Origin of the sequence: Streptomyces sp. NPDC096012, assembly GCF_040426375.1 — a bacterium.
Classification (GTDB): domain Bacteria; phylum Actinomycetota; class Actinomycetes; order Streptomycetales; family Streptomycetaceae; genus Streptomyces.
In genome coordinates this window covers 195,747-221,105 of sequence record NZ_JBEOTD010000002.1, presented here as the reverse complement: position 1 = coordinate 221,105, position 25,359 = coordinate 195,747, and the positions used below count along the sequence as shown (strand labels likewise).

The following is a 25,359-nucleotide window of genomic DNA, read 5'->3' as shown; positions in this document are numbered from 1 at the left end:
GCACGGGCAGTGGCCGTGCGGCGGACGGGTGTGTGCGAACCGCGCGTCTCAGCACCACTGCGTGCGGTCCGTTCAGCACCACTGCGTGCGGTCCGTTCAGCACCACTGCGTGCGGTCCGTCCGGCCGAGTGCCGCGAGCAGCACCTCGTGTGCCTCGGCCTCGCCCACTGAGATCCGGACTCCGTACCCCGGACAGGCGCGGATCTTGACCCCTGCCGTGGCCGCGGCCCGGACGAAGGGCTCGGCGGCCGAGGTGAGCGGGAGCCAGACGAAGTTGGCCCGGGAGGGCAGGACGGGCAGCCCCAGTGCCCTGAGGCCGGCGGTCAGCTCCTCCCGTTCCGCGGCCACCGCGGCCAGTCGCCCACGCAGTTCGGCCTCGCTGCGCAGGGACCGGATGGCTGCTTGTTCGGCCATGTGCGTCACGCCGAACGGCAGTGCCGCTTTGCGGACGGTGGCCATGACCTGGCGCGGCCCCACCGCGTAGCCCACCCGCAGTCCGGCCAGCCCGTAGGCCTTGGAGAAGGTCCGCAGCACCACGGTGTTGCCGTGGTCGCGCAACACCTCCGGCAGGCCGGGCGGGTCGCCCCCCTGGTCGAACTCCACATATGCCTCGTCGAGGACCGCGACCACGTGATCCGGCAGTGCATCCAGGAAACCGTGCAGTTGCTCGTGATCGATGACGGTTCCGGTGGGGTTGTGCGGGGAGCACAGGATCACCACTCTGGTTCGCGCGCTCACGCGGTCGCGGAACGCGTCGAGGTCGTGGCCGCCGGACGGAGTCAGCGGCACCCGGACGCCGGCGGCGCCGCACACGGCGACCAGCAGTGGATAGGCGTCGAATCCGGGCCATGCGTACAGGACTTCGTCGCCCTCGCCGCACAGGGCGAGGAGGATCTGCTGGAGCACGCCCGCGCTCCCCGGGCCGACAGCCACCTCGTCCGGGCAGACGCATACACGGTCGGCGATCTCCCCGGTCAGGGCCCGTGCGGTCGGGTCGGGGTAGCGGGCGAGCCGTGCGAAGCCCTCCTCGATGACGGGCAGCACGGTGGGCAGTGGGGGAAGGGCCAGTTCGTTGCTGGACAGGTCGTAGGCGATGACCGCGTTCTTTCCAGCGCTGGACGGCTCGGTGCTCCGGTAGGCCGTCATGTCCCGCAGCATGCTGCGTTCCGTGAATCTCACGTTCACCGCTGAACCCTCCTTCCGCGGAGGCATCGATCGGTCGGCTTCACACGGTCCTGGCCGTTCGCGACACGCGTAGGGCGAGCAGTTCGTACAGCATGTTGTGGATCGGGGCGGCCCGGCCCGCCCGGCCGGCGAGGCGGACCGCGGCGCCGGTCCAGGCCTCGAGTTCCGACGGTCTGCCCGCGAGGATGTCCCGTTGCAACGAGGAGGTGATGTCGGGCGGCTGCCGGTCCATGAGGGCGGTGGCCGTGTCCACGGCATCGTCCGGGAGCGCGATGCCCAGCTCGACGCCGGTCTCGTACATCTCCCGCATGCCGGCGATGAGCATCTTCCGGGTGCCGGCGCGCGATCGCAGCTCGCCGACGGTCGCCCCGCCGGTGGCGGCACCAAGGCTGCCGATGGGCACCACCAGCAGGAACTTCGCCCACAGGTCGGCCCAGATGTCGCTGGGCTCGGGGGCCGTCACCGAGGCGTCGCGCAGCGCCTCGCGCAGCCGTTTCACCCGGGGGGACGCACTGCCGTCCCACTCTGCGAAGCTGAGGGCACCGGGGGGACCCACGTGCCTGATCTCGCCGGGGCCGGCCGTCGTGGCTACGACCCTGACGACGCCGGGGAGCACCCGATCGCGGCCGATGCCGGCGGCGACCTGCTCAGGGGCCTCCACCCCGTTCTGCACCGTGACCACGGCGGTGTCTTCGCCGAGCATCGGGGACAGTGCGTCGACGGCCGCCGACATCTGCGGCGTCTTGACGCAGAGCAGTACGAAATCGACCTTGCCGATGTCCTTCGGGTCGTCCGACGCCCGCACCTGGGGCACGGACCAGTCGTGCTCGCCGCCGGTGACGCGCAACCCACCTCGCCTGAGCGCGGTGAGTGTCTCACCACGGGCCAGGAACCGCACATCGCACCCGGCGGCGAGCCGCCCGCCGAGGTACCCGCCTACTCCGCCGGCGCCCAGCACGGCGATGCTCGGGCCACTCGGTTCTCGTGTCGTCGTCATCGGGGCAACCGCTCCCGCACGCGGATGGGGAGGGACTCCAGGCCCCGGCTGAGCGAGCTGTCGGCGAGCCAGACGACCTCCTCGTCCGGCACCGCGAGTTCGAACCGCGGCAGTCGGCGCAGCAACGTGGAGAAGGCGATCTCGCCCTGGAGCCGTGCCAGGGGGGCGCCGATGCAGAAGTGCGCACCGTGCCCGAAGGAGAGGTGGCGGTTCGGGGAGCGGGTGATGTCGAAGCGTTCCGGGTCGTCGTACGCCTCGGGGTCGTGGCCCGCGCTGGACAGTGACAGGTGGACGAAACCTCCCTTGGGTATGTCCACTCCTCCGAGCTGCATGTCCTGCGCCGCGACCCGCAGCGAGGCCCAGGCGGCCGATCCCTCGTAGCGCAGGATCTCCTCGATCGCCGTGGGTATCAGCTCGGGGTCCGCGCGGAGCATGTCCAGTTGCTCGCGGTGGCGGAGCAGCAGCAGTGTTCCGTTCGCGACCATGTTGGCCACCGTCTTGTGGCCGGCGATGATGAGTAGAAGGAGCGACGACAGCAGCTCCTGCTCGCTGTACACGTCGGCGTCCCGGGCCCTGATGAGTTCGCTCAGCAGGTCGTCTCGCAGATCGCCGCGTCGCTCGGCCACCAGTCGGGTGAAGTAGTCCGTGAACTCCTGGCTCGCTGCCTTGAGTTCCGCCTCCGCGTGCTGCAGTGGATCCTGGCTGAGGATGTAACTCCAGTGGAGGAACAGCGGCCTGTCCTCGACAGGTATCCCGAGGTACTCGCAGATGACGGTGAGCGGAAGCGGCAGGGCGAACGCGGTCAGCAGGTCGATGTCACCGGACTGTGGGAAGCTGTCGATGAGTTCGTCGACGATGTCCTGGATGCGGGGGCGAAGCCGGGCGACCGCGCTGGGCAGGAAGGCCCGGCTGATCGGCTTCTTGAGGCGGGTGTGCTTGGGAGGGTCGGCGAATCCCAGATTGCCGACCACGAGGAGGCTGTTGGCCACGGCCTTGTCCCGGTACGGGGCCGGCAGATTCTCGACCTGCTTGGACAGGCGCGAGTCACCGAGCGCCTCCTCGACGACCTTGTTCCCGAGCACCGCGTACGCCTCGGCGCCGGGGGGAACGTCGATGCGATGGACCGGGCACTTGGCCCTGAGTTCCGCGGTGACCGCATGCGGATTCGGTCCGGGATGGGTGAAGAATTCCGAGGGGAGAACGTCGGACATCAGGCCTCCTGGACTCGTTCGGTTCCGCTGCCGCCCGCCACCGCCGGCACTATCCAGATGATGTCGTCGTCCGTCACTTTCGTTTCGAGGCCGTCGAGACATCGAATGTCGCTGTCGTTGCGATAGACGTTGACATAACGTTTCACCGACCCGTCCTGGTCCATGAGCCGCTCTTGGGCACCAGGGCATGTTCGTTCGAGAGAGGCGAGCACCTCCCGGACGGTGGCGCCCTCGACGGGCAGCTGCCGCCGACCGCCGGTCAACGCGTGGAATGCCGCGGGAAGCTTCAGGGTGACGACCGGCGTCGGGAGACTCTGGCCGACGGTTTGCGAGACGACGTCAGACATGTGCCATCACTCCATGGATAAGCCGTTGTTCCTCGGGTGGGCCGTTTACCTGTTCGACGGACCTGCGATACAGAATTCATCGCGGATGGCCGACGGAATGTGGATGTCAAGCCTTTCGCACCGCTCAGCACCGGGCCGCCAGCCCGCCACCCGGTGCTCGAGAAATCCGTCGATCGCACGGATGTACCAGATCACATTGACCGGCCAGGACGACTGACGGAAAAGGTACTCATCCATCCGTGTCGGATTCTCGCTGAGCTCCTGAAACCTCTCGTGCGGCGGGCCGATCTCGTGCCAGTTCGGGTGCGAGTGCACGGATCCCAGCAGGTCCAGGCCCTTCTCGGACTGCCGCTGGATCGCCTGGAGCACACTCTTGTCGTCGCTCCAGAATCCTCGCCCCGGATTCCGGTACACCTCGCCGAACTGCGGGACGATGTTCGCCTCGAATTCGGCCATCACACTCTCGTCGCGGTCGCGGACGTTCTGCACGAATTCGATGTCGCTGATCTTTATATCGGAGCTGTCCGACCGTCCGAACAACAGTCCCGAAGCACGCGGGAGATGAGTGGGAACCCCGTACGCGTCACGGCTGTCCAGACACTTCTGATACTCCTGGACGGCATTGTCGATGAAACACCTGAGGGGTTCGCTTTCGAAGCGGGCGGCCCTCGGCAGATCGGCAGTCACACGTCGAGCACCCTCAATGCCTGTCACTGGTGACTCCTCTCCGATTTCCTCGGTCGATCACACGATGCCAACCAGGAGTACGGGAGCAGGCCAAACTACAACCAAGGATGTACCGAGCACGCAATCCGGCTGACCGGGGGCCGCCCCGCCGTTATGGTGTGCCCATGCATCTCTCGTCATCTCTGTGCTGGTGGCGCTCCTCATAGGAGCGGCCGCCTCTGATGCATGACAGGGCCGTTCGGATGGATGGACGGCCCTTCCGCCTCCCCTGGACCAGGGATCCCGCCATCCTCACAGCGGCATCGACCCCCCAGGAGATCTTGTGAACACCGCATCCCAGACCATCTCCCCCGACGCCACCCCCTCCGGCGTCCCCGGCGACACGCTCGGCATGTCCGCCGTACAGGCCCGCAACGCGGTGCTGGAGGAGCAGATCGTCAAGAACCCCAAACAGTTCCGGGTGCTGACGGGCGACCGCCCCACCGGTCGCCTGCACCTGGGCCACTATTTCGGCACGCTGCACAACCGCGTACGTCTGCAGAACCTCGGCGTGGAGATGTTCGTGATCATCGCGGACTACCAGGTCCTGACCGACCGCGACGTGGCGGACAACCTGCCCGAGTACGTGGAGGACCTGGTACTGGACTACCTCGCCATCGGTGTGGACCCGGCCCGCAGCACGATCTTCACGCACAGCGCCGTGCCCGCCCTCAACCAGCTGATGCTGCCCTTCCTCAGCCTCGTCTCCGTCTCCGAGCTGAACCGCAACCCCACGGTCAAGGACGAGATCGCCCACTCACGCCAATCGGCTGTCAGCGGCCTGATGTTCACCTACCCCGTCCACCAGGCCGCCGACATCCTCTTCTGCAAGGGCAATCTGGTCCCGGTCGGCCAGGACCAGCTGCCTCACCTGGAGATCACCCGCACCATCGCCCGCCGCTTCAACGATCGCTACGGCAACGGCACCGCCGTCTTCCCCCAGCCCGACGCCCTGCTGTCGAGCGCACCACTGCTGCTCGGCACGGACGGCACCAAAATGAGCAAGAGCCGCGGCAATGCCATCCTGCTGTCCGCCGACGCCGACGCGACAGCCCGTCTGCTCAAGGGGGCCAAGACCGACTCCGAGCGCCACATCACGTACGACCCGGCCGGCCGTCCGGAGGTGTCGTCGCTCCTCCTGCTGGCGGCGCTCTGCCAGAACCGGACCCCCGAGGAGGTGGCCGCCGAGATCGGCTCCGCCGGGGCCGCCGCGCTGAAGAGGACGGTGACCGAGTCCGTCAACGAGTACCTGGCCCCGATCAGGGCCCTGCGGACCGAGTACGCAAAGGACCGTGGCTACCTCCGGCAGACGCTGCGGGAGGGCAACAAGCGGGCCCGGGCGGTCGCCGACGCCACGCTCGCCGAGGTGCGTGCCGCCATGAACAGCGCCTACTGAGGTGCCGACCGGTGAGACACCGCCGTCCTCCTGTTGCGGAAGCGGTGTCTCACCGCGCGGTTCCTGCCGCCCACCGGGGCAGGTGATTGCGATCAGGACGAGGGCCTGGATGCACCCTTGGGTGCAGTCACGGCCCGGGACGACATGATCCTCGTACTCTGACGCCGTGACAGTGACCTCTGACAGAGTTCTCACCCGTGCATCGCGGCCTCGTGTCTCGCTTCGTCGCGGGCTCCGCTACGTGCGTCTGAGCCTGGTCGAGGCACGGCCTGTCGTCCAGATCGTGTTCCTCATGCGGTTCGCGGTGGGCGCCGCCTTCTCCGCACAGGATCTGGCGGACGCACCGCAGCTGACCGCCGGAGTCCTCGCGTGGTGGCTGGCCGTGGTGACCGCCTACCTCGTCAACGGTGTACTGGACGTCAAGGAGGACCGCGCCAACGGGTCCGCCCGTCCGATCGCCCGGGGTGATCTGCCGGAGCGGACGGCCGCGTTGCTCACCGCGGTCGCGGCCGCGGGGTCCCTTCTGCTGTCGCTGTTCGTCCCCGGACTCACCGTGTGGGTGGCGCTGTTCCTGCTGCTGGGCTGGCTCTATTCGGCACCGCCGTTTCCCGCGAAGCGCTGGAGCAGCACCTGCGCGGTGGTGGTGTTCGGTCTCGGATCGACCTCGTTCGCGTCGGGTGCCGCCGCCGCGGGAGGCGAACTGGGCCCGGCCGGACTGGTCTTCGCCGCAGTGATGAGCGCCTGGATGGCCCTGGTGGGCGCGGTCGTCAAGGACCTCGGCGACGTCGAAGGGGACGCCGTCGGCGGGCGCCGCACCGTGGCCGTGCGGTATGGCGCGAGCCGGGCCCGCGCGGTCGCGGCGGCGGGTTCGCTCCTCGTCTGCACGGGCGCGGTGCTGGCGGCACTGGCCTGGGCCCCGCTGACCCTGGCCGGGACGGTTCCCCTGACGATCGGAGCCGTATGCGTGGTGGCGCAGATCGTCCGTACCGCCAGGGCCGCCGACAGGGACAGAAGGACCCGCCGCAGCGCGTACCGCGTGTTCATGCGCACCCAGTACGCGGCGAACATCGCCATGCTGCTCACGCTGCTGTTGCGCGGGTCTGTGTGACGGCCGCCCTTGTGCCGGTGCGCGTCAGTGGCGGCTGAAGGCCTTGTTGACGGCGTCGATACGGGAGACGGCGTCCAGCTTTCCGTAGATGTTGTTGAGATGTCGCTTCACGGTCGCCGTCGTTATGCCGAGCTGGCGGGCTATCTGGCTGTTGGTCATCGCCTTCGCGACCCGCTCGAGCACCTCCTTCTCACGCGGGGACAACGCCGCACAGGCCGCGGAGTGCGCCGGCGCATCCTCCGAGGCGCCCGCTGCGGCGTCGTCGTTCGGCAGGGTGTCGGACGCCCGGGCGGTGGCCCCGCCGTAGCCGACGGCGCCGGCGTAGAGCCGGCTTCCGGAGCTGGAGCGGAACGCGGCATTGATCATCAGCAGCGCGGGTGTCCGTCGCGCGGGTGCCTCGTGCTGCACGGCGGAGCGGATGGTCGGCTGCATGGCGTTCCACAGGATCTCCACCGCGCGGACCGACTCGGCCACCGCGATTCCCTGGTGGGCGCGATGGGTGCCCACGAGGTGCGAGTACCGCCATACGTCGGCCGGCTCCGGCGGCTGGTCCCCGTTCAGCGTCGCAACGCAGTCCTCGACGATCGCCTGCGCCTGGTCGCGGCACTTCGGCCACGCATCCGTTCGCATCACCAAGGGACTGCGGACTGTTCTCAGTGCCGTCTCATAGGAGCGGATGACGTTTGGAATCGCCGTGCGCAGGAACTGCGCCGCTGCCGGATAACGCACGAGCCCCCCTTGCTACAACCTTGTCGAACGAGCCGGATGTACAGATCACCGCCGCACCTCAGCGCGGCGATGGCCAGGACATCGCGACCGCCAGCAGGGTATCCGCGCCGCTCCCGGAGCCAGTAGCCTTGTGCCTGATTTTGAATGCGCGACGTCACGGACCTGGACAAGATCCTGCTCACCGGCTTCACACCGGACCGTGACCGGCCGCTGCGGTCCGTGGACGCCTTCGTCGACTTCGCGGGCCGGCACCGGGAGCTCGGCTTCACCGAGATCGTGATCCACTGGCCCATCCCGGACTCCGACTTCGCCGCGGACCACAAGGTCTTCGAGCAGATCGCCATGGAGGCCCTCGCCCAACTGGGCCGACCCGCACGGAGCGTCATCTGTGTCTCATCTGTGCACAGTCCCGCACGGCCGTGCTGGCATATGCGCGAGAATGACCCGGTGACCTCAGCGACCAGACAGCCCGGGACCCCCGCCGCCGCCACACCGGCGCGGCTCATCGCCACCGACCTCGACGGCACTCTGCTGCGCGACGACAAGTCGGTCTCCCCCCGGACGGTCGCCGCGCTGGCCGCCGCCGAGGAAGCGGGCATCGAGGTCTTCTTCGTCACCGGCCGGCCGGCCCGCTGGATGGACGTCGTCAGCGAGCACGTCCACGGCCACGGCCTGGCGATCTGCGGCAACGGCGCCGCCGTGGTCGACCTGCACGGCGGCCCCGGCGCCCACCGCTTCGTGAAGGTGCGCGAACTGACCCGCGAGAACGCCCTGGACGCCGTACGGCTGCTGCGTGACGCGGCGCCCGGCACGGTGTTCGCGGTCGAGCAGACCTACGGCTTCCACCAGGAGCCGGCCTATCCCAAGCTGCACATGGAGACCCCCGACCATCTCCTGCCCGCCGAGAAGCTCCTCGCCCCCGAGGGCCCGGACGCCGACCAGCCCGTGCTCAAGATCCTCGCCTACCATCCCGAGCTCGACCCCGACGCCTTCCTCACGCTCGCCCGCCTCGCGATCGGCGACCACGCCAACGTCACCCGCTCCAGCCCCAGCGCCCTGCTGGAGCTCAGCGGCCCCGACGTCTCCAAGGCCAGCACCCTGGCCCTGTGCTGCGCCGAGCGCGGTATCTCGCACGAGGAGGTCGTGGCGTTCGGGGACATGCCCAACGACGTGGAGATGCTGACCTGGGCGGGCCGCTCGTACGCGATGGGCAACGCCCACCCGGACGTCGTCGCCGCCGCGTCGGGCCGCACGGTCGCCAACAACGACGACGGTGTGGCGGTCGTGATCGAGCAACTGCTCGCGGAACGCCGTCCCTAGAGGACCGCTCCTGAACACCGCCTCTGTGGGGCACCCCTGCGGCGTCAGCCCTGGCACGCCCCTTGAAGCGTCGCCTCTGGCCGCCCCTTGAAGCGTCGCCTCTGGCACCTCTGAGGCCGTCGGCCTCTGGCACCCCTGTGGCTGTCGGTCTCACCCCTGTGGCCGTCGGGGCCCCTGTGGCTGTCGGTCTCTGGCACCCCTGTGGCCGTCGGCCTCTGGCACCCCTGTGGCGTCGCCCCTGGCCCCCCTGCGGCGTCGTTTCCGCAGGCGTCACGTCCGCCACCGGGGCCGCGTCAGCGCGCTCCGACGAGCGACTGAGCCTCCGCCTCCCGCCGCGCCATCTCCCGCAGCGGCCCGTCCAGCGCGACCAGCTCGGCGTACGGTCCGCGCTGTGCCACGCGGCCCGCATCGAGCACGATCACCTCGTCGACCGCGTCGAGACCGGCCAGCCGATGGGTGATGAGCAGCGTCGTACGCCCCCGCGTCGCGGCCAGCAGGTCGGCGGTCAGCGCGTCGGCCGTCGCCAGGTCCAGATGCTCGGCGGGTTCGTCGAGCACCAGGACCGGGAAGTCGGCCAGCAGCACCCGGGCCAGCGCCAGCCGCTGCCGCTGGCCGCCGGACAACCGGGCACCGTGCTCGCCCACCAGCGTGTCCAGACCGTCGGGCAGTCCCTCCACCCAGTCCAGCAACCGGGCCCGGGCCAGCACCCCGCGCAGTTCGTCCTCGGTGGCGCCCTTCCTGGCCAGCAGCAGGTTCTCGCGCACCGAGCTGTCGAAGAGGTGCGCGTCCTGCGCACACAGCCCGACGAGTCGCCGCACGTCGTCACCGGCCAGCGCACGCCCGTCCACACCGGCCAGCGTGTACGAGCCCGCCTGCGGGTCGAGGAAGCGCAGCAGCACCTGGGCGAGGGTGGTCTTGCCGGAACCGGACGGCCCGACCACGGCGATCCTGCGCCCCTGCTCCAGCGTGAGATCGAAGCCGGCCAGCGCCTCCCGCCGCTGCCCCGGGTACCGGGCGGTCAGCTGCCTGAGCACCAACGGGAACGGCGAGACCGGTGCCGGCTGCGGCCGCTCGGGCTCGTGCACCGGCTCCGGGGCGTCCAGTACCTCGTACACGCGCTCCGCGCTGCGCCGCACCCGCTGCCGGTACCGCACGGCGAGCGGCAGGCCCAGTACGGCCTCGAAGGCGGCCAGTGGGGTGAGGACGACCACGGCCACCGCCACGCCGTCGAGCCGGCCGGCCGCCACCGCCTGGGCGCCGAGCAGCGCAGCGGCCGTGACGGTCAGGCCGGAGATCAGCGCCGTGAGCCCGTCGCCGAGCGCGGTGACGGCTGCGGCGCGCGAGGCGATGCGGGTGAGGGCGCCGTCGGCCCGCCGGGCCGCGTCCGTGCGGGCGGGCAGCGCCCCGGCGACGGTCAGTTCGGCGGTGCCGGTCAGCAGGTCGGTCACGCGGGTCGCGAGTTCTCCCCGGGCGGGTGCGAGCCGCCGCTCGGCCTGCCGGGCCACCGTCGCCGTCACCAGTGGGACACCGACGCCGGCCACGAGAAGACCGGCCGCCAGGGCGGCACCGGCCTCGGGCAGCAGCCAGGCCGTGAAGCCGACGGACGCGGCGGAGACGGCCACGGCGACACCGGCGGGCAGCAGCCAGCGCAGCCAGTAGTCCTGCAGCGCGTCCACGTCCGCGACCAACCGCGTGAGCAGGTCCCCGCGGCGGGCGGTACGCAGTCCGGCGGGGGCGAGGCGTTCCAGGCGGCGGTAGACCGCGACCCTGGTGTCGGCCAGCATGCGCAGCACGGCGTCGTGCGACACCAGCCGTTCGGCGTACCGGAACACGGCCCGCCCGATCCCGAAGGCCCGCGTCGCCGTCACGGCCACCATCAGATAGAGCACCGGCGGCTGCTGCGAAGCGCGCGAGATGAGCCAGCCGGAGGTGGCCATCAGCCCGACGGCACTGCCGACCGCCAGCCCACCGAGCAACAGGGCGAGAAGAAGCCGCCCCCACAACGCCCCGACAAGCCCCCGAATCCACCCCGACACCCGTGCGGCTTCGTCCCGGCCACCACGAACCCCGTCGCCCCGACCAAGCCGAACACCTCCGGCCCGACCACCCCGAACGTCAGCGGGGCCACCAGGCGGAGCGGTTTCCGCCCCACCTTCCAGCTGACCGAACGGAACACTTTCCGCCCCGCCTTCCAGCTGACCAAGCCGGGCGTTTTCTGCCTCGCCTTCCAGCCGACCGAGCCGAGCCGCCTCGCCCTCCGGCCCACCGAGCCGAGCCGCCTCCGCCCCAGCCTCCAGCCGGCCGAGCGGAACACGTCCCGCCTCGCCTTCCATCTGACCGAGCCAGGCGTTCTCTGCCTCGCCCTCCGGCCCACCGAGCCGAGCCGCCTCCGCCCCAGCCTCCAGTCGGCCGAGCCGGGCGTTTTCTGCCTCGCCTTCCAGCCGAGTGAGTCGGGTGGCGGGTGGGCGAGGCCGGGGGTCCAGGGGGCGGAGCCCCCTGGGAGGACGCGCCTCCCCCCGGTGCCCCGACGGCTCCGCGCCGTCCAGCCGTACCACTCGGTCCGCTACCTCCAGCAGTGCCGGCCGATGCACCACCAGCAACACCGTGCGCCCCACCGCAAGCCGCCGAACCGCCGCGACGACCTCGCCCTCCGTCTCCCCGTCCAGCGCAGCCGTCGGCTCATCGAGCAACAGCACAGGCCGGTCCGCGAGAAAGGCGCGGGCGAGCGCGAGACGCTGCCGCTGCCCCGCCGACAGACCGGCCCCGTCCTCCCCGAGCACCGTCTCGGCGCCCTCGGGCAGCGCGTCCACGAACTCCAGCGCCCCCGCGTCCCCGAGCGCCCGACGTACGGCGGTGTCGTCCGCCCCGGGACGGGCCAGCCGCACGTTCTCCGCGATGGTCCCGGCATACAGGTGCGGCCGCTGCGGCACCCACGCGATCCGCGAGCGCCAGTCCTCGAGGTCGAGCCCGGTGAGATCGGCCCCTCCGATCCGCACCCGGCCCGCGACAGGCCGTACGAACCCGAGCAACACGTTCAGCAGCGTCGACTTGCCCACACCGCTCGGCCCGACCAACGCCACGGTCTCACCGGGTTCCACGGTGAAGGACACCTCCGTCACCGCGTCCGCCGAACGGCCGGGATAACGGACGGTGACCCCTTCGAAGGCGACCGCACCCTCGGACACCGCGCCGGTGCCGGACACCGGGACCGGCGCTTCCAGCACGCTGAAGATCTCCTCCGCGGCGGCGAGCCCCTCGGCCGCCGCGTGATACTGCGCCCCCACCTGCCGCAGCGGCAGATAGGCCTCGGGCGCCAGGACCAGGATCACCAGGCCGGTGTAGAGGTCCATGTCGCCGCGGACCAGTCGCATGCCGATCGTCACGGCAACCAGCGCGACCGACAGCGTGGCCAGCAATTCCAGGGCGAACGAGGAGAGGAAGGCGATGCGCAGGGTCCGCAGGGTGGCCTGGCGGTACTCCCCGGTGATCCGGCGGATCGACTCGGCCTGTGCCTTGGCACGGCCGAACACCTTCAGGGTGGGCAGGCCCGCGACGACATCCAGGAAGTGCCCCGACAGCCGGGACAACAGCCGCCACTGACGATCCATCTGGGACTGGGTGGCCCAGCCGATGAGCATCATGAAGAGGGGGATGAGCGGCAGGGTACCGACGATGATCGCCGCCGACACCCAGTCCTCGGTGACGATCCGCGCCAGCACCGCCACCGGGACGACGACCGCGAGTCCCAGTTGCGGGAGATAACGCGAGAAGTAGTCGTCCAGAGCGTCCACGCCACGCGTGGCCAGGGTCACCAGGGACCCGGTCCGCTGCCCGCTCAGCCACCCGGGACCCAGCGCGCCCGCACGGTCGAGGAGCCGCCCCCGCAGCTCCGACTTCACCGCCGCGCTCGCCCGGTGCGCGGCGAGTTCGGTGAGCCACGCGACCATCGCTCGGCCCACGGCCACACCGGCCAACAACGCCAGGGGAGTGCCCAGTTCGGCAACGGATCGCTCGTGCTGGAACGCCCCGACGACGACCTCGGCGATGAGCATCGCCTGGACAATGACGAGCCCGGCACCGACCGCTCCCAGACCGACGACGGCCACAAGGAAGAGACGGGTGGCCCGGGCGTACCGCAGCAGACGTGGATCGATCGGTTTCACGTGAAACATGCCCTTCGGCCCAAAGGGTGTGTTTCACGTGAAACACACCCTCGGCGGACTCAGTGCGCAGTGCCGGCAGCAGCGTCAGGAGCGATGTGCTGCGTGCCGATCCGCTTGCGGAACACCCAGTAGGTCCAGCCCTGGTAGAGCAGGACGATCGGCGTGGCGATCGCCGCACACCAGGTCATGATCCTCAGCGTGTAAGGACTCGACGAGGCGTTGGTGACCGTCAGGCTCCAGTCCCCGTTGAGCGTGGACGGCATGACGTTCGGGAAGAGCGACAGGAAGAGCATCGCCACGGTGGCCACGATGGTGACCCCCGACAGCGCGAACGACCAGCCTTCGCGTCCGAGCTGATTGGCCACGAGCGCGGCCACCAGGGCGGCGACGGCCACGACGAGGGCCACCAGGCTCTTGCCGTCACCGCTGTGGGCCTGTGTCCACAGCAGGAAGGCGAGCGCCGCGACGGCCGCGATGAGGCCCACCCACAGCGCCAGCCTCCGCGCCCTGACCCGGATGTCACCGACGGTCTTGAGCGCGGTGAACACCGCCCCGTGGAAGGTGAACAGGGAGAGCGTCACCAGGCCACCCAGCAGGGCGTAGGGGTTCAGCAGCTCCCAGACACCGCCGACGTACTCGAAGTTCCGGTCGATCTTCACGCCCCACGCGATGTTTCCGAACGCGACGCCCCACAGGAACGCCGGGAGCAGCGAGGTCCAGAAGATCGCCGTCTCCCAGTTGCGCTGCCAGTTCTCCTCCGGACGCTTGGCCCGGTACTCGAAGGCGACACCCCGGACGATCAGACAGACCAGGATGAGGAGCAGAGGCAGATAGAAACCGGAGAAGAGCGTGGCGTACCACTCCGGGAAGGCGGCGAAGGTCGCGCCGCCCGCCGTGAGCAGCCACACCTCGTTGCCGTCCCAGACGGGCCCGATGGTGTTGATCAGCACCCGGCGCTCGGGCCGGTTGCGCGCGAGCAGCTTGGTGAGGATGCCGACCCCGAAGTCGAAGCCCTCCAGGAAGAAGTAGCCGGTCCACAGGACGGCGATCAGGACGAACCAGACGTCGTGAAGTTCCATGACTGTTCCCTCGGCCTAGTACGAGAAAGCCATCGGCTTGTCGGCGTCACGGGTGTCGCCGCCGATCTTCGTGGGCGGGTTGAGATCGGCTTCCGTCAGCTCCGGCGGCCCTGCCTTGACGTACTTGGCGAGCAGCTTGACCTCCACCACGGCGAGGATGGCGTACAGCGTGGTGAAGACGACCATCGAGGTGAGGACCTCGCCCTGGGTGACACCGGGGGAGACCGCGTCCCGGGTCTGCAGGACGCCGTAGACGACCCACGGCTGGCGGCCCATCTCGGTGAAGATCCAGCCCCAGGAGTTGGCGATCAAGGGGAACGCCATGGTCCAGGTCGCGATGCGCCAGAACCAGGGGCTGAGGTTCGGACTGAGCGCTTTGTTCCTGAACAGCACCAGGTGCGGCACCTCGTCGTCGGCGACCCTCAGGTGCTGCGGCAGCATGAACTTCTTGCGGGTCAGCCACAGTCCGGCCAGGCCGATGGCGAAGGAGGCCATACCGAAGCCGATCATCCAGCGGAAGCCCCAGAAGGCGACGGGGATGTTGGGCCGGTAGTCACCCGGGCCGAACTTCTGCTGTTCGGCCTTGTTGACGTCGTTGATGCCCGGAACGTACGAGCTGAAGTTGTCGTCGGCCAGGAAGGACAGCAGGCCCGGGATCTCGATGGCCACGGTGTTGTGGCCCTTCTCCACGTCGCCGTAGGCGAAGATCGAGAACGGTGCCGGCTTCTGGCCGTCCCACAGCGCTTCGGCGGCCGCCATCTTCATCGGCTGCTGCTTGAACATGACCTTGCCGAGGGTGTCACCGCTGATGGCGGTGAGCATTCCGGCGATGACCACGGTGATGAGGCCGAGCCGCAGCGAGGTCTTCATGTCGCGTATGTGCTTCTTGCGAGCCAGGTGGTAGGCGGAGATGCCCACCATGAAGGCACCGCCGGTCAGGAAGGCGGCCGACAGGGTGTGGAAGGCCTGGCTCAGCGCCGTGTTCTGGGTCAGCACCGCCCAGAAGTCGGTCAGCTCAGCGCGCCCCTTCACCTTGTCGATCTTGTAACCGACCGGGTGCTGCATCCAGGAGTTGGCCGCGAGGATGAAGTAGGCCGACAGGATCGTGCCGATCGAAACCATCCAGATGCAGGCCAGGTGGATCCTCTTGGGGAGCTTGTCCCAGCCGAAGATCCACAGGCCGATGAACGTGGACTCGAAGAAGAAGGCGATCAGGGCCTCGAAGGCGAGCGGGGCACCGAAGATGTCCCCGACGAAGCGCGAGTAGTCGGACCAGTTCATGCCGAACTGGAACTCCTGGACGATGCCGGTCACCACGCCCATCGCGATGTTGATCAGGAAGAGCTTGCCCCAGAACTTCGTCGCCCTGAGGTACTTCTCCTTCTCCGTGCGCACCCAGGCCGTCTGCAGCCCGGCCGTGAGAGCGGCCAGGGAGATCGTCAGCGGGACGAACAGGAAGTGGTAGACGGTGGTGATGCCGAACTGCCAGCGCGCCAGTGTCTCCGGCGCCAGAGCCAGGTCCACGTCGTCACTCTCCTTACTACGCCGTGGTACAGCGGCGGTTTGCCCCCTTTGCAGTGCACATACAGGAGCAATCGGGACGCGCTTGTGAACGCGTTCACATTCACAAGCCATTATGACGCACTGATTTTCGACCGCGAAAGGGGGGTCCCCCCTTCGCCTCCGCGTCAAGCCCTCGGCAGCGACTTCAACATATTGTTGAATTGCCAGCCATGCAGATGGGTATTTCCTGGCCCGCGGGACACATCACCGCGACCCTCGACAGGGACACTCCGTCCTCGCAGGCCTTCGTCAAGGCACTGCCTCTCACCTCTACCGCTCACACGTGGGGTGAGGAGGTGTATTTCGAGGCAGGAGTCGCTGTTTCACGTGAAACGGACGCCCGGCAGGTCGTGGCGCCGGGCACGGTGGCCTTCTGGACGGATGGCGACGCGCTCGCCCTGCCCTACGGCCCCACGCCGATCTCGCAAGGGTGGGGTCTGCCCCGAACGGAGTTCGGGGGAGAAGCCGCTTCGCGAGCCCGTGCAACATCCTCGGGAGTCTGGACGGGGACGCCGGCGTCCTGGCGACCGTACGAGACGGCGACCCCGTCCGAGTCGAACTGATCGACGACTAGACCCACCTCCGGGGGCTAGAGGTCCTTCCGGAACGCCTCCGCCACCTTCAGGAAGATGTCGTTCGCCTCGGTTTCCCCGACCGTCACCCGCACACCCTCGCCCGGGAACGGCCGGACCACCACGCCGTGCATCTCACAGGCCTGCGCGAACGGCAGCGTCCGCTCCCCCAGGCGCAGCCACACGAAGTTGGCCTGCGTCTCCGGCACCGTCCAGCCCTGGGCGCGCAGCGCGTCGACCACACGCACCCGCTCGCACACCAGCGTGCCGACGCGGCCCAGCAGCGCGTCCTCCGCCTGCAGTGAGGCGACCGCCGCATCCTGTGCGAGCTGGCTCACTCCGAACGGCACCGCGGTCTTGCGCAGCGCTGCCGCCACCGGCTCGTGTGCGATTGCGAAGCCGATGCGGAGTCCCGCGAGCCCGTAGGCCTTGGAGAAGGTCCGCAGGACACAGACGTTGGGGCGGGTGCGGTACAGCTCGACACCGTCGGGCACCTCGGGGTCCCGGATGAACTCGTGGTAGGCCTCGTCCAGCACGACCAGCACATCGCTGGGCACCCGGTCCAGGAACCGCTCAAGCTCGGTCCGCCGCACCACCGTGCCGGTCGGGTTGTTGGGGTTGCAGACGAAGATCAGGCGTGTGCGGTCGGTGATCGCCTCCGCCATGGCGTCCAGGTCGTGCACGTCACCCGGGGTGAGCGGGACCTGCACCGCCCGGGCTCCGCTGATCTGCGTGATGATCGGGTACGCCTCGAAGGAGCGCCAGGCGTAGATCACCTCGTCACCGGGGCCGCTGGTGGCCTGGATCAGCTGCTGGGCGACGCCTACCGATCCGGTGCCCGTGGCCAGGTGGGAGACCGGAACGCCGAAGCGCTCCGACAGCTCCTCCATCAGCCCACTGCAGGCCATGTCCGGGTAGCGGTTGAAACCGCAGGCCGCCGCGGTCACGCGCTCCATCACACCGGGCAGCGGCGGATACGGGTTCTCGTTCGAGGACAGCTTGTAGGCGACCGGGCCGCCGGCCGCGGCACGCTTGCCCGGCTTGTAGGTGGGGATACCCTCCAGCTCGGCGCGCAGCTTGGGGCTCGTCTCGCTCACCGCAGTCCTCCTCGCGACCTCCGGCGGACCGTCGACGCCGCCGGCTTCCAATACTCCTCACCTTATGAGGATTCGGCGCCGCTGCGTACAGGTGCGCGAGAGCGAGCGAAGAAGCTCATGGAATCCGGGGGCATCAGGGGCATGACCGTACGAAGGCGTACGTTTCGGGGGGCGCGCCGTACATATATCTATGCGCCGGTAGCTCGCGCCGTGGCGCGCATCCCTCGTGAAGGTGAGTTGAGACCTCTTCGAGACATGGGGCCCTTGGCAGGTCCATACGCGTCGACAAGTCACGTCTTGGCATGAGAGCGCTCAACTGCCTTGGTTTCTAAGGCAGTTTGGGTTCTCCGACCATGCAGAAACGTGCCTGTCAACGGGTGCATATGCGTCCGCACTACCCCACCGCATGAGCCCTACTATCGGCTCGCCATGACAGCAGCAGGGAAGCACCAGGTGAGCCGCGCGGAAACCTCACGGCGAGGCAGCCGTCCGGGCCGGGCGGGCATCAGAGACGTGGCCGCCGCCGCCGGGGTCTCCATCACGACCGTCTCCGACGCCCTCAACGGCAAGGGCAGGCTCCCGGATGCCACCCGTCGCCACGTCCGTGAGGTCGCCGACCGGCTGGGGTACCGCCCCTCGGCCGCCGCCCGCACCCTCCGTACCGGCAAGTCGGGACTGATCGGCCTGACCGTGACGACGTACGGGGATGAACCTTTCACCTTCACGGAGTTCGCGTACTTCGCCGAGATGGCCCGGGCCGCCACCTCGGCCGCGCTGGCCCGCGGCTACGCCCTCGTCATCCTGCCCGCCACCTCCCGGCACGACGTGTGGTCCAACGTCGCCCTGGACGGCACGGTCGTGATCGACCCCTCCGACCAGGACCCCGTCGTCAGCGAGCTCGTCCGGCAGGGGCTGCCGGTCGTCTCCGACGGCCGCCCGGCCGGCTCGCTCCCGGTCACCGCCTGGGTCGACAACGATCACGAGGCCGCCGTACTCGGCATCCTCGACCACCTCGCCGCCGCCGGCGCCCGCCGTATCGGACTGCTCACCGGCACGTCGACGGACACCTACACACACCTGTCGACCACCGCCTACCTGCGCTGGTGCGAGCGCGTCGGCCAGGACCCCGTCTACGAGGCCTATCCCGCGCACGACCCGTGCGCGGGCGCCGTCGCCGCCGACCGGCTGCTCGCCCGCCCCGACCGGCCCGACGCCGTCTACGGCCTGTTCGACCCCAACGGCACCGACCTGCTCGCCGCCGCCCGCCGCTACGGCCTCCGCGTCCCCGAGGACCTGCTGCTGGTGTGCTGCAGCGAGTCCACGGTCTATGCCAGCACCGAGCCGCCGATCACCACGCTCTCGCTGAAGCCGCGCCGCATCGGCACCGCCGTCGTCCAGCTGCTCATCGACGCCATCGAGGGCGTCGACTCCGACCAGCCGGTCGAGCAGGTGATACCGACCGAACTGATCGTGCGCACCTCCTCTCAGCGGCGGCCCCCGCGCACGACCGTCAGCCCACCGCGGACGCCGGACGACAAGTAGCGCCCGGGGATCATGGCCGTGTCCGGCAGGGGGCGCGCTCCGTGGGGGCGGCGGCCCCCGGTACACGGCCCTCGGCCCTCGCCGGACGTGCCGGGCGCCCCGCGGGCGGCCGACAGCGACCGAACACCTGCCCAAACGGGGCGAAAGCCGCGGTGAACTGGAGTCTTGTTCCGATTCAGCACCCCTGGGTCATCACACGGCGCGACGCGCATTCCTATGATGGGCCCACGACACCGCGGACCGCTGCGACCAGGCAGTCCGAAGCGGTGCAGATGCGGCGCGATGGTGGAGGGGTCTGATGACTCAGGGGGCCGGTCAGGGACCCGAGGTGGAGCGGACGGCGACGCTGCGCGACTTCCGGGTACCCGCGTACGTCCATGAGACCGCTCCGTACGTCGGTGACGTCCACCCGGGCGACACCGTCCCACCGGTCGAAGAGGTGTACCCCGAGGGCTACACACCCACCCAGCGCGACCTGCCGGTCGTCAACCGCGGCGACACCCTCCAGGTCGCCGCCGAACCCGCGCCCGCCCCCGCGCCCCCCGAACCGGGGACCGGCCCCGGACCGCTGTACGTCGTCGGCGACGTCCACGGTTACCTCGACGAACTGATGGCCGCCCTGCACGAGCAGGGACTGGTCGACGCCGCGGGCCAGTGGTGCGCCGGCACCGCCCGGCTGTGGTTCCTCGGTGACTTCACCGACCGCGGCCCGGACGGCATCGGCGTCATCGACCTGGTGATGCGGCTGTCCGCCGAGGCGGCCGCGGCCGGCGGCTACTGCAAGGCGCTCATGGGCAACCACGAGTTGCTGCTCCTCGGCGCCAAGCGGTTCGGCGACACCCCCGTCAACTCCGGCGCGGGTACCGCCACCTTCCAGGCCGCCTGGCTGCTCAACGGCGGCCAGAAGACCGACATGGACCGCCTCCAGGACCACCACCTGCAGTGGATGGCACGCCTCGACGCCGTCGAGGAGGTCGACGGCTATCTGCTCGTCCACTCCGACACCACTGCCTACCTCGACTACGGCGACTCGATCGAGGCGGTCAACGACACCGTCCGCGAGACCCTCACCCGTAACGACGCGGACGAGTGCTGGGACCTGTTCCGCAAGTTCACCAAACGCTTCTCCTTCCGCGACGAGGGCGGCGCCGACGCCGTCCGCTCCCTCCTCGATACGTACGGGGGCACCCGGGTCGTTCACGGCCACAGCCCCATTCCCTACCTCCTGGGCGAGGTCGGCTCCGAGGACGGCGAGGAGGACGGCGGCCCGGCCGTCGAGGGACCACACGTCTACGCCGACGGACTCGCCATCGCCATGGACGGCGGAGTGACCATGGCCGGAAAGCTGCTGGTCCAGCAACTGCCCCTGGGCGGCTGACCGTTCCGCGGGCACGTGTGACCCCTGGCGGAGCGGACCCGGGCCGGAAGGCAATTTCCGGCAACCCCCTGTCACCGTGTACCACCACGGCTCTACCATCGGCTTATCCGTAGCAGGCTCCCCTCCGTTTCTGCCCGACGGCTCGCCGGCGTGCGAGCCCCAAGCCCTACGGAGCATCGGGGGATGCACATGAACAGCGTTCCGCAGCATCTGCAGAGCGAGGACCGCCAGGAATTCGAGCGGGTCCTCGATGAGGCGCTGCGCTCCGCACCACAGCGACCGGAACTGGCCGCCGTCGGACAGCGGCTCAATTCCGAACAACTGCGCACCATGGCACTCAACGCAGCCGCCCTGATCACCGCGTCGGCGGCGGCCGAGTACCAGCACTACGTGCAGATCCGCGAGGAGCTGCGCCACCCGGTGCTCTCCGCCCCCTCCAGCGGCGACACCGCTGCCACGGACGTTCCCACGGACACCGCCGCGGCCACGGCGGGCCTGGCCGCCACCCTCGGCGAGGCCGCCGAGGCCACCGGCGCGGGTGCCGTCGCGGTCATCGCCGTGCTGGCTCCCGTCCTGTCCGGAACCGCGGCGGTGATCTTCCTGCTCGTGGGCTACATATGGAAGGCGCTGAACCCCGGGCAGCCCCTCGCCCGGACCATGCTCACCGTCGGCTGGGTGTTCGGCGCCGTGACCGCCGCCGCGATCCTCGTCGCCGCCGTGGGACTGCTGCTGACCGCTCTGCGCAACGGCGGCTCGGCGGAGGCCCGCGCGCGGGACGCGGCGCACGAGGAGGTGGCCCGGGCCAGAGAGGCCTGGCGCGACGCCCTTCTGGAGCGAGGCATCCTGCCCTTTCTCCGGGAGGCCCTCGCCGAGCCCGGTTCGCCGGCACTGCACCGCACGCCCCCGGCCGGCCCGGCCGGCCGCATGCCGCGCCTGGGCTACGGCCGCCCCGGCTTCAGCAGCCCCGACGACGGCAGCGCCTCCGGCCGCCCGAGCTTCACCAGCCCCGACTACACGAGCCCGGACTTCGGCGGCCCGGAGCACCGACCCGAGTAACCCGGACCGGCGCCTCGCCCGGCGCGATCCGATCCGAGCGGGCCGAGCGGCCAACCGGTGTGACGTCCCCACCCCGGTCAGCCGCGCTCCCCGGCGTCCTTCCGGCCGGCTTCGCCCTCGTCGAACCGAACGCGCCGGCCGAAGGTGTCAGTCCGCGAGAGGCAGATACACCCGGTTGCCCGCCGCGGCGAACTCCTGCGCCTTCTGGGCCATGCCCTGCTCGATCTCGTTCTGCGTGGTGCCGTGCTCGCGGCGGATGTCCTGCGAGATCTTCATGCTGCAGAACTTGGGTCCGCACATGGAGCAGAAGTGCGCCGTCTTGGCCGGCTCCGCCGGGAGGGTCTCGTCGTGGAACTCCCGTGCCGTGTCCGGGTCCAGGGCGAGGTTGAACTGGTCCTCCCACCGGAACTCGAAGCGGGCGTCGGACAGCGCGTCGTCCCACTCCTGGGCGCCCGGGTGGCCCTTGGCGAGATCGGCCGCGTGTGCGGCGATCTTGTAGGTGATGACGCCGGTCTTGACGTCGTCCCGGTTGGGCAGACCCAGATGCTCCTTGGGCGTGACGTAGCAGAGCATCGCCGTACCCCACCAGGCGATCATCGCCGCACCGATGCCGGAGGTGATGTGGTCGTACGCAGGCGCGACGTCCGTCGTCAGCGGGCCGAGCGTATAGAACGGAGCTTCATCGCAGATCTCCTGCTGAAGGTCGATGTTCTCCTTGATCTTGTGCATCGGGACGTGGCCCGGGCCCTCGATCATGGTCTGTACGTTGAAACGCCTGGCGATCCGGTTGAGTTCCCCGAGCGTCCGCAACTCGGCGAACTGCGCTTCGTCGTTGGCGTCCGCGATCGAGCCCGGCCTGAGGCCGTCGCCCAGTGAGTACGTGACGTCATAGGCGGCGAGGATCTCGCACAGCTCCGCGAAGTTCTCGTACAGGAACGATTCCTTGTGGTGCGCCAGGCACCACGCGGCCATGATCGAGCCACCGCGCGAGACGATGCCGGTCTTGCGATTGGCCGTCAGGGGTACGTGGGCCAGGCGCACGCCGGCGTGGACGGTCATGTAGTCCACGCCCTGCTCCGCCTGTTCGATGACGGTGTCCTTGTAGATCTCCCAGGTCAGTTCTTCGGCCCTGCCGTCGACCTTCTCCAGGGCCTGGTAGAGCGGCACGGTGCCGATGGGCACGGGGGAGTTGCGCAGCACCCACTCCCGGGTGGTGTGGATGTTGCGGCCGGTGGAGAGATCCATGACCGTGTCGGCACCCCAGCGGGTCGCCCAGGTCATCTTGTCGACCTCCTCCTCGATGGAAGAGGTCACGGCCGAGTTGCCGATGTTGGCGTTCACCTTCACCAGGAACCGCTTGCCGATGATCATCGGCTCGATCTCCGGGTGGTTGACGTTGGCCGGCAGCACCGCCCGGCCAGCCGCGATCTCCTCGCGCACGACTTCCGGGGACACGTTCTCCCGGATGGCCACGTACTCCATCTCCGGCGTGATGTCGCCCCTGCGCGCGTAGGCGAGTTGCGTCACCGCCTCGCCGCTGCGGCCCCGCCGCGGCTGGCGCGGGCGCCCGGGGAAGACCGCGTCGAGGTTCCGCAGTCCACCGCGCGGTGCGGTGTGCCTGACCCCGTCGTCCTCGGGGCGGACAGGACGGCCCGCGTACTCCTCGGTGTCGCCGCGAGTGATGATCCAGTTCTCCCGTAGCGGTGGGAGTCCCCTGCGGACATCGGTGTCCACGAGCGGATCGGTGTACGGGCCCGACGTGTCGTACAGCGTGACCGACTGCCCGTTGGTGAGATGCACCTGACGGACCGGCACGCGCAGGTCGGGGCGCGAACCCTCGACGTATGCCTTGTGCCAGCCGATGGACTTCCCGGCCTCCTGGAGCGTGTCGTCCTCAACGGAGGCAGGCGTGCGTACGTCCTTGTTGGTCATGAGACCTACTCCCTACGCCGGCATTACCCGGTAACAGGTTCGGCGGTCGACGCAGCGGCTTCCGTCTGCCGACGTTTCTGCGGAACATGGCTCGTTCCACGTGAAACATCGCGTATACGGAGGTCAGCGCCCTCTCAGCCCGGTGCTCCGAGCTCCCGCGTGTGCAAAGGTGCCTCCACGCTAGCGTCATTTGTGGGGCGGTGAACAGTGGGCCCCAGCCGTTCTTGCGATGATCGGGCGGTGACCAGGATGGAGCAGTACCCGTACCAGCCGCCCGACCCGCGCCGTGGAGACGCATCAGGGCCGGCCGGCGGCCAGGGCGTCGGACACGACCACGACGGCCGTGCGCCTGGGTCCGGGCCGGGCCCCCGGGGGGAGGAATCCGACGGGAACCCTGGGCACGGGCACAGGGGGAGTTCCGCCGGGCACGGGCATGGGAGGAGCTCCGGGGGGCTGGGGCACGGGCACGGGCACGGCTCCCGCGAGGACGGCGGGCACGGGCAGGAGGGAGGCGCCGGCGGGGACAGCGACTCCGGTCACGGTCATGCGCACGGCCACAGTCACAGCCATGGGCCTGCCGCGCCGGTCTCCAAGCACCTGCGCAAGGTCATCGCGGCGATCCTGATCCCGTTCACCGCCGCGGTCCTGGTCGGTCTGGTCGTGCTGTGGCCCGGGGGAGCCCCGTCGCACAAGCGCACCGGCGTCGGCTTCGACCGGCAGACGCAGGACGCCACGGTCGCAAGGGTCGTGGAGGTGAGCTGCCAGTCGGTGAACGCGTCCGGCGGGGCGCCCGCCGGCGACTCCTCCAGCCTCGGGGGCAGCAGCCCGGCCGCGCAGGGAGCGGGCGGCACCTGCAAGAAGGCGACCGTCCGGGTCGACACCGGCAAGGACAAGGGGCGCACGTTCACCGAGATCGTGCAGCCGGACCAGTCACGCCAGTTGCACCAGGGCGAGAAGGTCGTGGTCGCCTACGAACCCTCCGCACCGCGGGACCTGCAGTACTCGGTGACCGACGCCGACCGCAAGTTCCCCATGGCCCTGCTCGCCGGCATCTTCGCGATCGCGGTCGTCGTGGTCGGCCGGCTGCGCGGACTGATGGCGCTGATCGCGCTCGCCGTGAGCTTCCTCGTACTCACCCTGTTCATCCTGCCCGCGATCCTCCAGGGAGCCAATCCCCTCCTGGTCGCCGTCGTCGGATCGAGCGCCATCATGCTCATCGCGCTCTACATGTGCCACGGCCTGTCCGCCCGCACCTCCGTCGCCGTACTCGGCACCCTCGCCTCCCTCCTCCTGATCGGCGTCCTCGGCTCGGAGTTCATCGACTGGGCCGCCCTCACCGGCAACACCGACGACAGCACCGGCCTCATCCACGGCCTCTACCCCTCCATCGACATGAGCGGCCTCCTCCTGGCCGGCGTCATCATCGGCTCCCTCGGCGTCCTCGACGACGTCACGGTGACCCAGACCTCCGCCGTCTGGGAACTGCACGAAGCCAACCCCTCCATGGGCTGGCGCGGCCTCTACCGAGCGGGCATCCGCATCGGCCGCGACCACATCGCCTCCGTCGTCAACACCCTCGTCCTCGCCTACGCCGGCGCCGCACTCCCCCTGCTGCTCCTGTTCTCCATCGCACAGAGCAGCGTCACCACCGTCGCCAACAGCGAACTCGTCGCCGAAGAGATCGTGCGCACCCTGGTGGGATCGATCGGCCTCGTCGCCGCCGTCCCCGTCACCACCGCACTCGCCGCCCTCGTCGTCTCAGCCGACCGCCCCGAACCGGGCGCCCCGGTATCGCCGGGGGGACAGCCCGTTCCGGCGGCCCGCTCCGGCCGGGGCCGCCGCCGCAAACGGTGAGCCGGCCGATCCGCACCGGCACGCCGGCCACCTCGCACACGCCCGCCACCACCCGCACGCCCACCGCCACACCCACGCCCCACCACCACGGCGACGCAGGACCT

Annotated in this window: 18 protein-coding genes and 1 pseudogene; 8 read left to right on the top strand and 11 right to left on the bottom strand. The window is 69.7% G+C overall.

Annotation, left to right across the window (positions count from 1 at the left end):
• Positions 1–96 precede the first annotated feature (96 nt).
• Genes ABVB68_RS03360 through ABVB68_RS03340 form a run of 5 tightly spaced genes read right to left on the bottom strand, consistent with a single transcriptional unit; the run spans position 97 to position 4,427 of the window.
• On the bottom strand, positions 97–1,185 hold the full coding sequence (locus ABVB68_RS03360) for a histidinol-phosphate transaminase (protein WP_353599325.1): 1,089 nt from the start codon (positions 1,183–1,185) through the stop codon (positions 97–99).
• Positions 1,186–1,225: 40 nt separating this feature from the next.
• Positions 1,226–2,182 carry a 2-dehydropantoate 2-reductase gene (locus ABVB68_RS03355; RefSeq protein WP_353599324.1) on the bottom strand — a complete coding sequence of 319 codons (957 nt, stop codon included), beginning with the start codon at positions 2,180–2,182 and terminating at the stop codon, positions 1,226–1,228.
• Positions 2,179–3,393 carry a cytochrome P450 family protein gene (locus ABVB68_RS03350; RefSeq protein WP_353599323.1) on the bottom strand — a complete coding sequence of 405 codons (1,215 nt, stop codon included), beginning with the start codon at positions 3,391–3,393 and terminating at the stop codon, positions 2,179–2,181. Before ABVB68_RS03350 ends, ABVB68_RS03355 begins: the two co-directional genes overlap by 4 nt.
• Positions 3,393–3,740 (bottom strand): ubiquitin-like small modifier protein 1, encoded by a 348-nt coding sequence (locus tag ABVB68_RS03345; RefSeq protein WP_353599322.1) that lies wholly within the window; start codon positions 3,738–3,740, stop codon positions 3,393–3,395. The genes ABVB68_RS03350 and ABVB68_RS03345 overlap by 1 nt, the downstream gene beginning before the upstream one ends.
• A 45-nt stretch (positions 3,741–3,785) precedes the next feature.
• Complete coding sequence (locus ABVB68_RS03340; protein ID WP_353599321.1) at positions 3,786–4,427, bottom strand: MPN domain-containing protein; 642 nt, start codon at positions 4,425–4,427, stop codon at positions 3,786–3,788.
• A gap of 391 nt (positions 4,428–4,818) precedes the next feature.
• On the opposite strand from ABVB68_RS03340, the gene trpS reads away from it, so the two are divergent.
• Positions 4,819–5,862, top strand: coding sequence for a tryptophan--tRNA ligase (gene trpS, locus ABVB68_RS03335; RefSeq protein ID WP_353599467.1), 1,044 nt, complete (start codon positions 4,819–4,821; stop codon positions 5,860–5,862).
• 241 nt (positions 5,863–6,103) lie between these two features.
• Positions 6,104–6,970 (top strand): UbiA family prenyltransferase, encoded by an 867-nt coding sequence (locus ABVB68_RS03330; protein ID WP_353599320.1) that lies wholly within the window; start codon positions 6,104–6,106, stop codon positions 6,968–6,970.
• 24 nt (positions 6,971–6,994) lie between these two features.
• Here ABVB68_RS03330 and ABVB68_RS03325 read toward each other — a convergent pair whose 3' ends face one another.
• A complete protein-coding gene (locus ABVB68_RS03325; protein ID WP_353599319.1) occupies positions 6,995–7,600 on the bottom strand; it encodes a helix-turn-helix transcriptional regulator in 606 nt (201 codons plus the stop codon).
• 528 nt (positions 7,601–8,128) lie between these two features.
• Between ABVB68_RS03325 and ABVB68_RS03320 the strand changes: the two genes are divergently transcribed.
• The gene (locus ABVB68_RS03320; protein ID WP_353599466.1) at positions 8,129–9,019 is read left to right on the top strand and encodes a Cof-type HAD-IIB family hydrolase; all 891 of its coding nucleotides are present in this window, start codon (positions 8,129–8,131) and stop codon (positions 9,017–9,019) included.
• 293 nt (positions 9,020–9,312) lie between these two features.
• Here the strand turns inward: ABVB68_RS03320 and cydD are convergent, their stop codons facing one another.
• From cydD to ABVB68_RS03305, 3 genes are read right to left on the bottom strand one after another with little or no spacing between them, the layout of a single operon-like run.
• Positions 9,313–13,182 (bottom strand): thiol reductant ABC exporter subunit CydD, encoded by a 3,870-nt coding sequence (gene cydD, locus ABVB68_RS03315; protein ID WP_353599318.1) that lies wholly within the window; start codon positions 13,180–13,182, stop codon positions 9,313–9,315.
• A 59-nt stretch (positions 13,183–13,241) separates the two neighbouring features.
• Positions 13,242–14,261: a cytochrome d ubiquinol oxidase subunit II gene (gene cydB / locus ABVB68_RS03310; RefSeq protein ID WP_353599317.1), complete on the bottom strand. Its 1,020-nt coding sequence runs from the start codon at positions 14,259–14,261 to the stop codon at positions 13,242–13,244.
• A 15-nt stretch (positions 14,262–14,276) separates the two neighbouring features.
• A complete protein-coding gene (locus ABVB68_RS03305) occupies positions 14,277–15,785 on the bottom strand; it encodes a cytochrome ubiquinol oxidase subunit I (RefSeq protein ID WP_353599316.1) in 1,509 nt (502 codons plus the stop codon).
• Positions 15,786–15,994: 209 nt separating this feature from the next.
• Between ABVB68_RS03305 and ABVB68_RS03300 the strand changes: the two are divergent.
• A pseudogene (locus ABVB68_RS03300) lies at positions 15,995–16,398 on the top strand (cyclophilin-like fold protein).
• A gap of 15 nt (positions 16,399–16,413) precedes the next feature.
• On the opposite strand, the gene hisC reads toward ABVB68_RS03300, so the two are convergent.
• A complete protein-coding gene (gene hisC / locus ABVB68_RS03295; protein WP_353599315.1) occupies positions 16,414–17,493 on the bottom strand; it encodes a histidinol-phosphate transaminase in 1,080 nt (359 codons plus the stop codon).
• Positions 17,494–17,922: 429 nt separating this feature from the next.
• On the opposite strand from hisC, the gene ABVB68_RS03290 reads away from it, so the two are divergent.
• From ABVB68_RS03290 to ABVB68_RS03280, 3 genes are all read left to right on the top strand, one after another.
• Positions 17,923–19,035 (top strand): LacI family DNA-binding transcriptional regulator, encoded by a 1,113-nt coding sequence (locus ABVB68_RS03290; protein ID WP_353599314.1) that lies wholly within the window; start codon positions 17,923–17,925, stop codon positions 19,033–19,035.
• Positions 19,036–19,333: 298 nt separating this feature from the next.
• The gene (locus ABVB68_RS03285) at positions 19,334–20,413 is read left to right on the top strand and encodes a metallophosphoesterase (protein WP_353599313.1); all 1,080 of its coding nucleotides are present in this window, start codon (positions 19,334–19,336) and stop codon (positions 20,411–20,413) included.
• Positions 20,414–20,596: 183 nt separating this feature from the next.
• Positions 20,597–21,469 (top strand): ABC transporter permease, encoded by an 873-nt coding sequence (locus tag ABVB68_RS03280; protein ID WP_353599312.1) that lies wholly within the window; start codon positions 20,597–20,599, stop codon positions 21,467–21,469.
• A 147-nt stretch (positions 21,470–21,616) separates the two neighbouring features.
• Here ABVB68_RS03280 and thiC read toward each other — a convergent pair whose 3' ends face one another.
• The gene (gene thiC / locus ABVB68_RS03275) at positions 21,617–23,401 is read right to left on the bottom strand and encodes a phosphomethylpyrimidine synthase ThiC (RefSeq protein ID WP_353599311.1); all 1,785 of its coding nucleotides are present in this window, start codon (positions 23,399–23,401) and stop codon (positions 21,617–21,619) included.
• Between the two features lie 249 nt (positions 23,402–23,650).
• Here thiC and ABVB68_RS03270 point away from each other — a divergent pair, with 249 nt between their 5' ends.
• Positions 23,651–25,255 carry a YibE/F family protein gene (locus tag ABVB68_RS03270; protein WP_353599465.1) on the top strand — a complete coding sequence of 535 codons (1,605 nt, stop codon included), beginning with the start codon at positions 23,651–23,653 and terminating at the stop codon, positions 25,253–25,255.
• Positions 25,256–25,359: the final 104 nt, after the last annotated feature.

Excerpts from the sequence above, each read along its gene's own strand:
- cydB (WP_353599317.1), bottom strand. The coding sequence starts at position 14,261 with ATGGAACTTCACGACGTCTGGTTCGTCCTGATCGCCGTCCTGTGGACC.
- ABVB68_RS03350 (WP_353599323.1), bottom strand. The coding sequence starts at position 3,393 with ATGTCCGACGTTCTCCCCTCGGAATTCTTCACCCATCCCGGACCGAAT.
- ABVB68_RS03270 (WP_353599465.1), top strand. The coding sequence starts at position 23,651 with ATGGAGCAGTACCCGTACCAGCCGCCCGACCCGCGCCGTGGAGACGCA.
- trpS (WP_353599467.1), top strand. The coding sequence starts at position 4,819 with ATGTCCGCCGTACAGGCCCGCAACGCGGTGCTGGAGGAGCAGATCGTC.
- ABVB68_RS03285 (WP_353599313.1), top strand. The coding sequence starts at position 19,334 with ATGACTCAGGGGGCCGGTCAGGGACCCGAGGTGGAGCGGACGGCGACG.
- ABVB68_RS03325 (WP_353599319.1), bottom strand. The coding sequence starts at position 7,600 with ATGCGAACGGATGCGTGGCCGAAGTGCCGCGACCAGGCGCAGGCGATC.
- ABVB68_RS03345 (WP_353599322.1), bottom strand. The coding sequence starts at position 3,740 with ATGTCTGACGTCGTCTCGCAAACCGTCGGCCAGAGTCTCCCGACGCCG.
- ABVB68_RS03290 (WP_353599314.1), top strand. The coding sequence starts at position 17,923 with ATGACAGCAGCAGGGAAGCACCAGGTGAGCCGCGCGGAAACCTCACGG.
- ABVB68_RS03320 (WP_353599466.1), top strand. The coding sequence starts at position 8,129 with ATGCGCGAGAATGACCCGGTGACCTCAGCGACCAGACAGCCCGGGACC.
- thiC (WP_353599311.1), bottom strand. The coding sequence starts at position 23,401 with ATGACCAACAAGGACGTACGCACGCCTGCCTCCGTTGAGGACGACACG.
- ABVB68_RS03355 (WP_353599324.1), bottom strand. The coding sequence starts at position 2,182 with ATGACGACGACACGAGAACCGAGTGGCCCGAGCATCGCCGTGCTGGGC.
- ABVB68_RS03280 (WP_353599312.1), top strand. The coding sequence starts at position 20,597 with ATGCACATGAACAGCGTTCCGCAGCATCTGCAGAGCGAGGACCGCCAG.